Origin of the sequence: Streptosporangium canum, from assembly GCF_900113865.1 — a bacterium.
In the GTDB taxonomy this organism is placed as follows: Bacteria; Actinomycetota; Actinomycetes; order Streptosporangiales; family Streptosporangiaceae; genus Streptosporangium; species Streptosporangium canum.
Genome location: NZ_FOQY01000007.1, coordinates 82,314 through 95,085 on the forward strand (window position 1 = coordinate 82,314; position 12,772 = coordinate 95,085).

Genomic DNA, 12,772 nt, shown 5'->3' on the forward strand with positions numbered 1-12,772 from the left:
CCCTCAGGGCAGCGTCAGGATCTCGTGGCCGGTGTCGGTCACCAGGATGGTGTGCTCGAACTGGGCGGTCCGCTTGCGGTCCTTGGTCACGGCGGTCCAGCCGTCGGGCCAGATGTCGTAGTCGATCGTGCCGAGGGTCAGCATGGGCTCGATGGTGAACGTCATGCCGGGCTCCAGGGTGACCGCCAGCGACGGGTCGTCGTAGTGCGGGACGATCAGCCCGGAGTGGAACGTGGTGCCGATGCCGTGGCCGGTGAAGTCGCGGATGACGCCGTAGCCGAACCGCTTGGCGTAGGCCTCGATGATGCGGCCGGCCACGTTGAGCTGGCGGCCCGGCGCGACGGCCTTGATGGCCCGGTTGGTGGCCTCGCGGGTGCGCTCGACCAGCAGGCGTGACTCCTCGTCCACGTCGCCGACCAGGAAGGTGGCGTCGGTGTCGCCGTGCACGCCGCCGATGAAGGCGGTGATGTCGACGTTGACGATGTCGCCGTCGCGCAGCACCGTGTCGTCCGGGATGCCGTGGCAGATCACCTCGTTGATCGAGGTGCACAGCGACTTGGGATAGCCCCGGTAGCCGAGCGTGCTGGGGTAGGCCCCGTGGTCGCAGAGGAACTCGTGGCCGATCCGGTCGAGCTCGTCGGTGGTGACGCCGGGCGCCACGTGCCTGCCGACTTCCTCGAGTGCCTGGCCGGCCAGCTTGCCGGCGATCCGCATCCGCTCGATGATCTCGGGCGTCTTGACGTCGGGCTCGCCGGTCTTCGGGGATTTCTTCCCGACATACTCCGGCCGCTCGATGCCGGCGGGGACCTTGCGGATGGGCGAGATCCGCCCGGGCTGGAGCAGTGTCGTCATGGTCCCCCAGTCTAGTTGTGCTTCCCAGTGGGCAGTATTGCCGTCATGAGTGATCAGTGGTGGTTCTGTCTGAAGCACATGGCGGTCGAGCCCGACGAGGGGTGCCCGAACAAGGACCGGCTGGGCCCCTACGAGAGCCGGGGGGCCGCGGCCGACGCGCTGAAGACGGCGGCCGAGCGCAACGAGGCGTGGAAGGAGGAGGACAAGACCTGGAACGGGGATGACTAGCGGCCCCGGCCGGGGCGGCCGCCCCGGCTTTGCGCCGACGCCGCCGGGGCGCGGAAGGCCGGGCTCGGGGCTGTGGGTGCCGGCCCCGGTCAGGTTTCCGCCGGAGGCGCGGGGAGAGACGCCTTTCCGCCGGAGGTGCGGGGTGCGACGCCGGCGACGGGCCCGCACCGCCGAGCGGGTTCCGGCGGGCCTGCCACGCCGGAGGCCGGCGTGCGCTCAGCCGTCCAGGACCGCGTAGGCGCGGACGGGGAAGGTGCCCAGGCCCGCCACCATCGGCGGGGTGGCGTGGAAGCGGAACCCCGTGTCGGGGAGCGCGGCCAGGCCGGTCATGTGCTCCACGATCGGGATGCCCGCGCCCAGCAGGAGCGTGTGCGCGGGACGTTCGCCGCGGGGCGGGGTGTCGTCGATGTTCAGCGTGTCGACCCCGACGAGCGCCGCGCCCTGGGCCACGAGCCACTCGGCGGCCCCGGCTTCGAGGTAGGGGTGGCCGTGGAAGTAGTCCTCGGTGCCGAAGTGCCGGTCCCAGCCGGTCTGGACGAGCACGGCCCTGCCGCGCACGTCGCATCCGGCGAACCGGTCGCGGCCCACCGAGCGCAGGCCCTCGGCCCGCACGACCACCCCCGGCAGGTCGGCGACGGCCTCCAGCGGCACCTCGGACAGGTCGGGGCCGTCCGGGTAGCGGTGGTAGGGGGTGTCCAGGTAGGTGCCGGTGTTGGCGACCAGTTCGATGCTGCCGATGTGGAACTCGGTGCCGGGGGCGTAGACCTCGCGCGAGGCCTCCCTGGTCAGGTGCGCGCCGAGCCGCGGCCCGGGGATCCCGGGGTAGGTGAGCATGCCTTCGATGATGCGGTGGCTCAGTTCGATCAGCCGGGTCATGGGACGTTCACCGTCTTCTTCCTGGTCCGGGCAATGACCATCCTGGTGACGGCCACCAGGCCGATCGCGCCCCAGACGACGTTGAGGATCGCCGAGGGCCACGCCGAGTGGTAGGCCGTATTGATCATCAGGGCGACGGCCCCGACGAGATTGATCGTCTGGAACGGCATGCCGTCACCGGCCATCCGGGAGGCGGACACCATGGCGTAGCCGTACAGCATGACACCTGCGCCGAGCCAGCCGAGCGCGTTGATCAGGAGGGACACCGGATCACACGCCGGTGGGGAAGGTGCGCATGTCCCTATGATCCCGGCCCCCGTCCATGAAGGGCAAATAAAGTCTCCTTAACATCCACGTAAGCTCAGCTGTATGGAAATCGATCCCCGCCGCCTCCGGGTACTCCATGAGGTCGCGCGCCGCGGTGGCGTCGTGCGCGCGGCCGAGGCACTGCACCTGACCGCCTCGGCGGTCTCCCAGCAGCTCGCGCTCCTGGAACGGGAGGTCGGGCTCGCGCTCGTCGACCGGTCGCAGCGCCGGATCGCGCTCACCCCGGCGGGGCGGGTCCTGGCCGGATACGCCGAGCGGGTCGAGGAGGAGCTGACCGAGGCGAAACGGGAGCTGACCAGGTTCTCGGAGCTGCTGGCCGGGCCGGTGTCGATCGCGGCGTTCCCCACCGTCATCAGGCATCTGCTGGTGCCCGCGCTGGGCACGCTGGCCGAGCGCCACCCCGAGATCAGGCCGCGCATCCACGAGCTGTACGGCCCGCCCGCGCTGCAGGAGCTCCGCCTCGGCGGCATCGACCTGGCCATCACCGAGCAGGACGCCGACGAGCCCGTCCCGGTGCGGCCCTCGGTCGTCTCCCACCCCCTCCACGTGGACGAGTACCGCATCGTGGCGCCGCCGAGCTGGACGGAGGTCCCGCGTGGCGTCGCGGAGCTGGGCGGCGTGCCCTGGGTGGCGGGACCGGCCGACCAGGCGTGCGGGCACGCGCTGGAACGGCTGGCCGCCCTGTACGGGTTCACCCCGTACCGGGCGCACGTGATCGAGGAGTTCCCGCCCACCCTCGCCCTGGTCGCGGCGGGGCACGGGGTGGCGATCGTGCCGTCGCTGGCCCTGCTGGACGTCCCGGCGGGAGAGGTCGTGGTCACCGACATCACCGGTGTGGGCGCCCGCCGCCTGGACGCCGTCACCCGCGTCAGCCGTACCCGGTCGGGAGAGCCCGGCCCGCTGCAGGCGGTGGTCATCGCCGCGCTGAGGGGGGCCGCGGAGGTCCTCGTCGCACGGCTCGGGGAGCGCTACGAGGTCCGCTGACCCGAGGGCCAGCCGGTGGTGTGCGGACCGGCGGGTTGCCCGTCGGGGTTGATCCGGTGGTGTGCGGGCTGGGCCGGTTGTCCGTCGGGGGTGATCCGGTGGGGCCCGGACCGGCCGGTTGCCCGCTGTGGCTGATCCGGTGGCCCGCGGGTGGGCGCGGCTGCGGTCAGTCGGCGACCTGGGGGCCGCTGACCCGCTCCAGCAGCCTGGCCAGCCGGTCGCGCAGGCCCGGGCGCCGCTCCACCTGGCCCGCCGCCATGCTGACCAGGTGCTGGGCCCCGTCGAAGGAGAGCGGGGCCTGGCCGGGGACCGCCAGCGCGTCGTGGGCCAGCCCCTCCAGCTCGGGGTCGCCGCCGTCCAGGGCCAGGATCGTGGCGCCGGTGCGCCGGGCGTCGCTCACCCGTTCCAGCAGGGGCGCGGGGGCCTGCTCCTCGCTCACCACGAACAGCGTCTCGCCCCGCCTGGCCCGCTCGACCCGCTCCAGTCCGACCCGCAGGTGCGCGGGCCCGTCCGGGGCGGGCGCCCAGCGCACCAGCGTGGGAGTGAGCTGGGGCAGCCCGGCGAGCCGGGCCTCGTCGCTGAGATGCGCGGTCAGATGCCAGGGCTCCTCGTCGGGGGTGCCGACCACCAGCAGGCCTCCCGGGGACCGCGTCGCCCGCAGGGCGAGACCGAACTCGCGGGTGCGCTCCACCCAGCCGGTGGAGTCGAGGATCTCGCGCAGAAGTGCCACCGACCGAGCGTCCATGCGTCCATGGTGCCGCAGTCACCTCCGGTTGGTTGCGCGAACACGGCTCCTGGCATGATCTGAGCATGTCGTGGGGCCGGGTGAGCCCGGCGCCGACCCGCACAGGACAACGCCGAGGAGCGACGAGTGAGCACTGACAGTCTGGACGTGAGCGGAATCTCGATCGGGATCCTGGGCGGCACCGGTGATCAGGGCAAGGGGCTGGCCAGGCGTTTCGCCATGGCGGGACACGCCGTGCTGATCGGTTCGCGCAGCGCGGAGCGGGCCGCGGAGGCGGCGGCGGGCCTCGGGCTGCCGGCGCGCGGCGCCGACAACGCGACCGTGGCCGCCGAGGCCGACGTGGTGATCGTGGCGATCCCGTGGGAGGGCCACAAGTCCACCCTGGAGTCCCTGCGGGCCGAGCTGGCCGGCAAGATCGTCATCGACTGCGTCAACCCGATGGGCTTCGACAAGCAGGGCGCCTACGCGCTGGCCGTCGAGGAGGGCAGCGCCGCCCAGCAGGCGGCCGCGGTGCTCCCGGACAGCCGCGTGGTCGCCGCCTTCCACCACGTCTCGGCCGTCCTGCTGCTGGACCCCGAGGTCACCGAGGTCGACCTGGACGTGCTCGTCCTGGGCGACGACCGCGAGGCCACCGACACGGTCCAGGCGCTCGCCGGCCAGATCTCCGGCATCCGCGGCGTGTACGCCGGCCGCCTGCGCAACGCCCACCAGGTCGAGGCGCTGACCGCCAACCTCATCTCCATCAACCGCCGCTACAAGGCCCACGCCGGGCTCCGCGTCACCGACGTCTAGCCGTACTGCCCGCACCGGTCAGACGGCGCCCGGCTTTGACGATCTTGTAATGGGTGAGGGTCTTCGCGCTCGACCGGCCTGCGACTGAGGCGACGGCCGGCGCCACGGCCTCCGGCGGCGACCGATCTCGGAGCCCGGCGACAGTGAGGAATTCACGACTTCGCTCAGACGAGGAGGGCGCGCAGGGTGTGGGGGCGGCGGGCGCCGTCGTAGTCGCGCCAGGCGGAGGCGAGCCTGGCCACGGACTCGGTGAGCGTCTCCTCGGAGAACAGGAACGGCAGCCGTAGACGGTCGCCGTGGCCGCCCGACGGATCGAAGGAGCGGCCGGGGGCCACCGCCACCCCGTGGCGGAGGGCCACCTGGGCGAAGGCGTCGGCGTCACCGTGCGGCAGCCGTACCCAGATCGTCTGCCCGCCGAGCGCGGGCTCGGCGGTCCAGGTGGGCAGCTCCCGGAGCAGCTCGGCGCGGAGATGGTCGTGGCGCCGCCGGAGGACCTCGACGCGGTCGCGGCGCAGCTCGCCGACCCGGGAGAGCAGCCAGGCGGAGGCGAGCTGGGCGAGCACGTCGCCGCCGAGGTCGTAGATGGCCCGCAGCCGGGTCAGCCGTGAGATCAGCGGCGGCGCCGCGCGGATCCAGCCGACGCGCAGGCCGCCCCAGACGAGCTTGCTCAGCGAGCCGACCGTGATGAGCTGCCCCGATGTCCCGTAGGAGGCCAGCGGGGGCGGCGGCTCGCCGGAGAAGCAGAGCTCGGCGGGGACCTCGTCCTCGACGATCGGCACGCCGTGGTCGACGGCGAGCCTGGCCAGGCGGCGGCGGGTCAGCGCGGGCATGACCCCGCCGGTCGGGTTCTGGCCGGTCGGGACGGCATAGCCCAGGACCGGCCGGTCCGCCAGCGCCGCGCAGAACTCCTCGGCGTCGCCGGCCGTGCGGAACAGCGCGGCGGCGTCCCGGAACGCCTCCAGCGCGCCGGGATAGGTGGGGGCCTCGGTCAGCACCGTGTCCCCCGGGGAGACCAGCAGTTTCGCGAGCAGGGCCAGCGCCTGCTGCGCGCCGTTGGTGACCAGGATCTCCCCGGCGGTGGTGGGCACGCCGCGTGCCCGGTAGTAGGAGGCGAGCGACTCGCGCAGCACCGGATGCCCGGCGGGGTGGTAGCCGATGTCGTGCCGGACCCGCGCCAGCCGGGCCGCCGCCTCCTGGTAGGCCTCGATCAGCACCGGGGGAGGGCTGTCCGGCGCGGCGCAGGTCAGCAGGATGACGCCGTCCGGCGGGGCCAGCAGGTGCAGCAGCAGGGGGTTGACCACGCCGTCGCCGGCGAGGTTGCGGAGGGCGGGCGGATCGGCGCCGCAGACCCGGGTGCCACTGCCCTGCCGGCGCACCACCTTGCCCTCCTGCTGGAGCAGGTCGTAGGCCGCGACCACGGTGCCCCGGCCCACCGCGAGCCACCGCGCGAGGACCCTGTCGGGTGGCAGCACGGTGTCCGGGGGCAGCTCGCCGTCATCGATCAGGGCGCGCAGCCGTACGGCCAGCAGGAGGTAGAGGGGGCCTCGGCCGGACGACCAGCGCCCGAGCTTGGCGAGCAGTTGCTCGGAATTGGCTCGCATGATGAACCAATATTGCCTAATTGGCTCTGACAAGTAACCCGTGAACCGGACATTCTTAACGCATGACTGAACTCCGTCCGGAGACCCGGGCCGTCCACCTTCCCCAGCCGCAGCTCGACGGCAGCCGTCCGATCACGGTGCCGCTCTACCAGACCTCGGGCTTCGTCTTCGACGACCCGGCCGTCTTCGCCGACGGGATGGGCCGTCCCGACGGCCCCTTCGTCTACGGGCGGCTGTCGAACCCGACGGTCCGGTCGTTGGAGGAGGCCGTCGCGGGGCTGGAGGGCGGCGTCGGCGCGGTCGCCACCGGCTCGGGCATGGGTGCCATCAACTCCGTGCTGCTCGGCCTGCTCAAGCCCGGCGACCACCTGATCGCGCAGAAGCCGCTCTACGGCGGCACCGCCGCGATGATCAACGACCTGGTCGCGCGCTTCCAGATCGCGGTCTCCTACGTGCCCGAGGACGATCCGGCGGCGTTGCGCGCGGCGGTACGGCCCGAGACCAGGCTGGTCTACCTGGAGACCATCGCCAACCCGGTCACCCAGGTCGCCGACCTGCCGGGGATGTGCGCGGCGGCCCGCGAGGCCGGACTGGTCTCGGTGGTGGACAACACCTTCGCCTCGCCGATCCTGTGCCGCCCGCTGGAGCACGGCGCCGACATCGTCGTCCACTCCACGACCAAGTATCTGAGCGGGCACACCGACGTGGTCGGCGGCATCGCGGTCTTCGCCGCCGAAGAGCTCTACCGGAAGGTGTGGCACTTCGCGGTCGAGCTGGGCGCCACCGCCGACCCGTTCGCCGCCTGGCTCACCCTGCGCGGCCTGCAGACCCTGCCGCTGCGGATGGAGCGCCACTGCGCCAACGCCCGCGAACTCGCCCTCCGCCTGGACAACCACCCGGCGGTGTCGGCCGTGCACTGGCCGGGCCTGCCCTCGCACCCCTCGCACGAGCTGGCCGCCAAGCTGCTGCCGGACTTCGGCGGGGTCTTCTCCTTCGACCTGGCCGGCGGGCGCGCGGCGGGGGAGCGGTTCATGAGCTCGGTACGGCTGGCGCTGCTGGCCCCGTCGCTCGGCGGCGTCGAGACGCTCATCCTGCACCCGGCGACCACCTCCCACCGCTCGCTGACGGCCGAGGAGCTCGCCCGCCACGGGATCGGTGAGGGCACGGTCCGGGTCGCGGTGGGCATCGAGCACATCGAGGATCTCTGGGCCGATTTCACTCAGGCGCTTTCCTGATTTTCCGCCCCCCTCCGAGCTGCTCCACCTCGTCGACGAGGACTTCCGGCACCCCATCACGCGCCGCCGCGCCGCGCCGTTCGCGCTGGGCAACGGCGCAGGTGTGGTCACCCCGCTCGACGCCGCCGGGCTGGAAGGTCCACGGAGTCTCCTACACTGCGGCGCGGGGCCGCCGGGAGGGCTGGACGGTCACCTTCTGAGAAGGGTGTCGGCGTGGACGTGTCAGTCGGGGATGTGCGGGAGGCCGCCGAGCGGATCGCGGGGTATGTCCGCCGTACTCCGGTGATGGAGGTTTCGCCCGGGTTGCTGCTGAAGCTGGAGGGGACGCAGCACTCAGGATCGTTCAAGGTCAGGGGTGGTTTCAACCGGGTCCTGACCGCCGGGGAGCTGCCCGAGGCGGGGGTGATCGCGGCGAGCGGCGGCAACCACGGCCTGGCGGTGGCGTATGTGGCGCGGACCCTGGGCGTCAGGGCCGAGATCTTCGTGCCGGCGGTGTCCAGCCCCGTGAAGGTGGCCGGGCTGCGCGCGCTGGGGGCGGAGGTGACCCAGACCGGGGCCGTCTACGCGGAGGCGTACGAGGCGTCGGCCAAGCGGGCGGCGGAGAGCGGCGCCCTGGAGATCCACGCCTACGACCAGGCCGAGGTGGTCGCCGGGCAGGGCACGGTCGGGCTGGAGGTGCTGGAGCAGAGCGGGGGAGTGGACACCGTCCTCGTCGCGGTCGGCGGCGGCGGGCTCGTCGCCGGGATCACCGCCGCGGTCGCGGGCAGGGCGCGCGTGGTCGCCGTCGAGCCCGAGCTCATCCCGACCCTGCACCGGGCGCTGGAGGCCGGAGGCCCGGTGCGGGTGGAGGTCTCCGGGGTGGGAGCCGACGCCCTGGGCGCCAGCCGGATCGGCGCGATCGGTTACGCCGTCACCGCCGCCGCGGGAGTCCGCAGCGTCCTGGTGTCCGACGAGGCCATCGTCGACGCCCGGCGGGAGATGTGGCGCTCCTACCGGATAGCCGCCGAGCACGCGGGGGCCACGGCCTTCGCCGCCCTCCGTTCGGGCGCCTACACCCCGGCCCCCGGCGAGCGGGTGGCCGTGGTCGTCTGCGGTGCCAACACCGACCCGGCGACCCTGCTCTGAGCGTGCCGCCGCCCCGGCGCCTCCGGGAGTTCCCGCAGGCGGCGGGGCGGCGGGGGGCGGTGCGTCAGCGGTAGCTGTGCTCGGGGGTCGGGAACGCTCCGGTGGTCACCTCGTCGGCGAAGGCACGGACGGCCCTGTCCATCTCCCCGGCCAGGTCGAAGTACTTCTTGACGAACTTGGCGGGGTGCGGGGTCAGGCCCATCAGGTCCTGCCAGACCAGGACCTGGGCGTCGGTGGCGGGGCCGGCGCCGATGCCGATGGTGGGGATCGACAGGGACGCGGTGACCCGCTCGGCCAGCTCGGCGGGGACGCACTCCAGCACCACGGAGAAGGCGCCGGCGTACTCCAGGTCCTTGGCGTCGGCCATGAGCTCGTCGCCCGACTGGCCGCGGCCCTGCACCCGGTAGCCGCCGAAGGCGTTGACCGACTGGGGGGTCAGGCCGAGGTGGGCCATGACCGGGATGCCGGCCGAGACCAGGGCCTCGACCTGGGGGAGCACCCGCCGGCCGCCCTCCAGCTTGACCGCGTGGGCGCCGGCCTCCTTCATGAAGCGGGCGGCCGTCTCCAGCGCCTGCTGCGGTGAGGACTGGTAGGAGCCGAACGGCAGGTCGGCGACCACCATCGCGCGCGACGAACCGCGTACCACGGCTGCCGTCAGCGGCATGAGGTCGTCCACCGAGACCGGCAGCGTCGAGTCGTAGCCATACACGACCATGGCGGCCGAGTCGCCGACGAGCAGCACCGGGATGCCGGCCTCGTCGAAGACCCTGGCGGTCATCGCGTCGTACGCGGTGACCATCGGCCACTTCTCGCCGCGTTCCTTGGCGGCGGCGATGTCGCGGACGGTGATCCTTCGTCCTGCCTGGCCGCCGTAGAGGGAGGTCGGCCGGCTGGTGACGGAAGAGGACATAAAACCCTCCAGAAGAGTCTCGAGGCGCCCCAGTGGCGTCCCCGGACGTTTCCGATGATTGCACGCGGTCGCCTCGTTAAACACCCCCCGCCCCGGCGGTAATCCAGTGGCGGGGATGTCAGTGCCATACGACACAATGCATGCGGAGGTAAGCAATCAAAATGGCTATAGAACCTTACCGTCGCCTGCTCGCCCTTCCGGGCGTACGGACGTTGCTGCTGGTGGGGCTGGTCGCCCGGGTCCCGTCGACGGCGATGGGCATCACGCTGACGCTGCACATCCGCAGCCTGGGGCTGGGGTGGCTGGCGGCGGGGGCGGTCGGCGCGGCAACCACGGTGGGGATGGCGGTCGGGTCGCCGCTGGCCGGGCGGTTCGTCGACAAGCACGGTCTCCGCCCGGTCCTGGCGGTGACCACCGTCGCGCAGCTCGCCTTCTGGTCCTGCGCCTGGGCGCTGCCGTACCCCGTGCTGCTGGTCGCCTCGGCGGTGGCCGGCCTGCTGGCCCTGCCGGTGTTCAGCGTGATCAGGCAGTGCCTGGCGGCCCTGGTCCCGGTCGAGCAGCGCAGGATCGGCTTCTCCCTCGACTCGATGATGGTCGAGCTGTCCTACATGGCCGGGCCCGCCCTCGGGGTGATGGGGATCACCGTGCTCGGCAGCGCGTGGACGATGTCCATCGTCGCGGTGGGGCTGACCTGTTCCGGCGCGGCGCTGATCCTGCTGAACCCGCCGACCCGCTCGGCCGAGGAGCTGGAGGCGCCGGCGGAGAAGGTCCTGAGGCGGCAGTGGCTGACCCCGGGGCTCATCGCGCTGCTCGGCACCGCCTCCGCGGCCACCTTCGTGCTGACCGCCTCCGAGCTCTCCCTGGTGGCGACCCTGGAGCACACGGGCGACACGGCGTGGACCGGTCTGGCGATCGGACTGTGGTGCGCCTACTCGCTGGTGGGCGGCTTCGTGTACGGCGGGCTGCCCCGCGGCTTTTCCCCGCTGGTCCTGGTCGGGGGGATGGGCGCGCTCACCATCCCGGTGGGGCTGGTGGGCGGCGACTGGCGGTGGCTGCTCGTCGCGCTGCTCCCGGCGGGGCTGCTGTGCGCCCCCGGGCTGTCGTCCACGGTCGAGACCCTCAGCCGCTGGGTCCCCGCGGGGGCCCGCGGGGAGGCGATGGGTCTGCACGGCACGGCGCTGCTCATCGGCGGCGCCCTCTCCGCGCCGATCGCCGGAGCGGTCATCGACAGTGTCGGCGCCGGGTGGGCCTTCGCCCTCGCGGGGCTGGTCGGCATGGGGATGGTGCTGATCGCGCTGCCGTTCTGGCGGCGGGTCCCGGTGTCGGCCGAGCAGCCGGTGACCGCCGCCGCCTGACCTTCCGTGTGAGCGCCGGGCCCGTGTGAGCGCCGGGCCCGTGTGAGCGCCGGGCCCGTGTGAACGTCGCGTCCGTGTGAACATCGCGTAAATACGAAACGGGACGGTTGCGTATCGAAACGGCGAACGCTACGGTTGCGTAGCGAAACTTTAGCGTATCGAAAACGGGGACCCCCAATGGAACACCAGCTCGGCCATCCGCGGCGATGGCAGGTTCTGGGAGTGCTGGTCTTCAGCCTCCTGGCGGTCGTGCTCGACAACACGATCCTCAACGTCGCCCTCAAGACGATCGCCGACCCGGCTGAGGGCCTGGGCGCCACCCAGAGCCAGATGGAATGGGCGATCAACTCCTACACCCTCGTCTTCGCCGGTCTGCTGTTCACCTTCGGCGTCATCGGCGACCGGACCGGCCGCAAGCGCATGCTGATGATCGGCATGGTGCTCTTCGGTCTCGCCTCGCTGGCCAGCGCCTACTCCCAGGACCCCGGGCAGCTGATCGTGGCCCGGGCGTTCATGGGGATCGGCGGCGCCGCGATCATGCCGGCCACGCTGGCGATCATCTCCAACGTCTTCCCGCCCCAGGAGCGCGGCAAGGCGATCGGCATCTGGGCCGGCGGCGTCGGCATCGCCGTGGCGATCGGCCCGATCACCGGCGGCCTGCTCATCGAGCACTTCTGGTGGGGGTCGGTCTTCCTGATCAACCTGCCGATCGTGCTGATCGGCATCGTGCTCATCGCGCTGGTCGTGCCCGAGTCGCGTGACCCCAAGCCGTCCAAGCTCGACCCGGTCGGTGTGATCCTGTCCATCGTGGGCCTGGTCGCCCTCACCTACAGCATCATCCGGGCCGGCGAGCTGGCCACCGTCACCAGTGCGGAGGTGCTGGTCCCGGCGGTCCTCGGGGTGGCCGTGCTGGTCGCCTTCGTCTGGTACGAGCGCCGCATCGACCACCCGGCCTTCGACGTCACCTACTTCCGCGACCCCCGCTTCGCCACCGCGGTCGGCATGATCGGCATCGTGTTCTTCGCGATGATGGGCGCTATGTTCTTCCTGGTCTTCTACCTGCAGATCGTGCTGGGCTTCAGCGCGCTGCAGGCCGGCGCGCTGATGATCCCGTTCGCCGCCGCGCAGATCATCTTCGCCCCGCTCAGCCAGCAGATGGCCAGGCGCTTCGGCGGCAAGCTGACCGCCACCGTCAGCATGCTCGTCGTGGCCGCCGCGCTGGCCGCCTACGCGCTGATGGACCAGAACACCCCGGTGCTGGTGATCGAGATCGTCTTCTTCGTCCAGGGCGCGGCGATGGCCAACATCATGCCGCCCGCCACCACCACGATCATGGAGTCGCTGCCCCGGGAGAAGGCGGGCGTCGGCTCGGCCATGAGCAACACGGTCCGCCAGATCGCGGGCGCGCTCGGCGTGGCCCTGCTCGGCTCGCTGCTCTCGGCGACCTACCGTGAGGAGATCGCCCCCGCGCTGACCGGCCTGCCCGAGCAGCTCAGGCACCTCGCGGGCGAGTCGCTGACCGGGACGTTCGGCGTGGCCGGCGGTCTCGGGGAGCGCGGCGCGGCGCTGATCGAGCCAGCCAAGCGCGCCTTCATTGACGGCATGCACATCACGGCCCTGGTGTCGGCCGCGATCGCGCTGCTCGGAGCACTGGTGGTGCTGAAGTGGCTGCCCGGCAAGAACAGCGCCCTTCCCCCCGCCGAGCACCTGGATCGCGGGAAGGAACCGGCAGTAGTGTAGGT

The 12,772-nt window shown here is 72.3% G+C and carries 13 protein-coding genes; 7 read left to right on the forward strand and 6 right to left on the reverse strand.

Translation table 11 applies throughout. The features are described from left to right. Positions 1–3: 3 nt before the first annotated feature. Complete coding sequence (map, locus tag BM085_RS12745; protein ID WP_012889292.1) at positions 4–852, reverse strand: type I methionyl aminopeptidase; 849 nt, start codon at positions 850–852, stop codon at positions 4–6. Between the two features lie 45 nt (positions 853–897). Here map and BM085_RS12750 point away from each other — a divergent pair, with 45 nt between their 5' ends. After that, positions 898–1,080 carry a hypothetical protein gene (locus tag BM085_RS12750; RefSeq protein ID WP_093887215.1) on the forward strand — a complete coding sequence of 61 codons (183 nt, stop codon included), beginning with the start codon at positions 898–900 and terminating at the stop codon, positions 1,078–1,080. A 216-nt stretch (positions 1,081–1,296) separates the two neighbouring features. On the opposite strand, the gene BM085_RS12755 is transcribed toward BM085_RS12750, so the two are convergent. Further along, the gene (locus BM085_RS12755) at positions 1,297–1,956 is read right to left on the reverse strand and encodes a cyclase family protein (protein ID WP_093887216.1); all 660 of its coding nucleotides are present in this window, start codon (positions 1,954–1,956) and stop codon (positions 1,297–1,299) included. After that, positions 1,953–2,222 (reverse strand): CBU_0592 family membrane protein, encoded by a 270-nt coding sequence (locus BM085_RS12760; RefSeq protein ID WP_245789288.1) that lies wholly within the window; start codon positions 2,220–2,222, stop codon positions 1,953–1,955. The genes BM085_RS12755 and BM085_RS12760 overlap by 4 nt, the downstream gene beginning before the upstream one ends. Before the next feature lie 103 nt (positions 2,223–2,325). On the opposite strand from BM085_RS12760, the gene BM085_RS12765 reads away from it, so the two are divergent. After that, positions 2,326–3,267, forward strand: a complete 942-nt coding sequence (locus tag BM085_RS12765) for a LysR family transcriptional regulator (RefSeq protein ID WP_093887218.1) — start codon at positions 2,326–2,328, stop codon at positions 3,265–3,267. 166 nt (positions 3,268–3,433) lie between these two features. Here the strand turns inward: BM085_RS12765 and BM085_RS12770 are convergent, their stop codons facing one another. Then, on the reverse strand, positions 3,434–4,012 hold the full coding sequence (locus tag BM085_RS12770) for a hypothetical protein (protein WP_093887219.1): 579 nt from the start codon (positions 4,010–4,012) through the stop codon (positions 3,434–3,436). 126 nt (positions 4,013–4,138) lie between these two features. Between BM085_RS12770 and npdG the strand changes: the two genes are divergently transcribed. Beyond that, positions 4,139–4,804, forward strand: coding sequence for an NADPH-dependent F420 reductase (gene npdG, locus BM085_RS12775; RefSeq protein ID WP_093887220.1), 666 nt, complete (start codon positions 4,139–4,141; stop codon positions 4,802–4,804). Positions 4,805–4,968: 164 nt separating this feature from the next. On the opposite strand, the gene BM085_RS12780 is transcribed toward npdG, so the two are convergent. Next, on the reverse strand, positions 4,969–6,405 hold the full coding sequence (locus BM085_RS12780) for an aminotransferase-like domain-containing protein (protein ID WP_093887221.1): 1,437 nt from the start codon (positions 6,403–6,405) through the stop codon (positions 4,969–4,971). 62 nt (positions 6,406–6,467) lie between these two features. On the opposite strand from BM085_RS12780, the gene BM085_RS12785 reads away from it, so the two are divergent. Continuing rightward, the gene (locus BM085_RS12785; RefSeq protein WP_093887222.1) at positions 6,468–7,640 is read left to right on the forward strand and encodes a trans-sulfuration enzyme family protein; all 1,173 of its coding nucleotides are present in this window, start codon (positions 6,468–6,470) and stop codon (positions 7,638–7,640) included. A 213-nt stretch (positions 7,641–7,853) separates the two neighbouring features. Then, complete coding sequence (locus BM085_RS12790; RefSeq protein WP_093887223.1) at positions 7,854–8,765, forward strand: threonine/serine dehydratase; 912 nt, start codon at positions 7,854–7,856, stop codon at positions 8,763–8,765. Positions 8,766–8,829: 64 nt separating this feature from the next. Here BM085_RS12790 and panB read toward each other — a convergent pair whose 3' ends face one another. Then, positions 8,830–9,675: a 3-methyl-2-oxobutanoate hydroxymethyltransferase gene (gene panB / locus BM085_RS12795; protein ID WP_093887224.1), complete on the reverse strand. Its 846-nt coding sequence runs from the start codon at positions 9,673–9,675 to the stop codon at positions 8,830–8,832. 161 nt (positions 9,676–9,836) lie between these two features. Here panB and BM085_RS12800 point away from each other — a divergent pair, with 161 nt between their 5' ends. After that, the gene (locus BM085_RS12800; protein ID WP_093887225.1) at positions 9,837–11,030 is read left to right on the forward strand and encodes an MFS transporter; all 1,194 of its coding nucleotides are present in this window, start codon (positions 9,837–9,839) and stop codon (positions 11,028–11,030) included. Between the two features lie 177 nt (positions 11,031–11,207). After that, positions 11,208–12,770, forward strand: coding sequence for an MFS transporter (locus tag BM085_RS12805; protein WP_093887226.1), 1,563 nt, complete (start codon positions 11,208–11,210; stop codon positions 12,768–12,770). Positions 12,771–12,772: the final 2 nt, after the last annotated feature.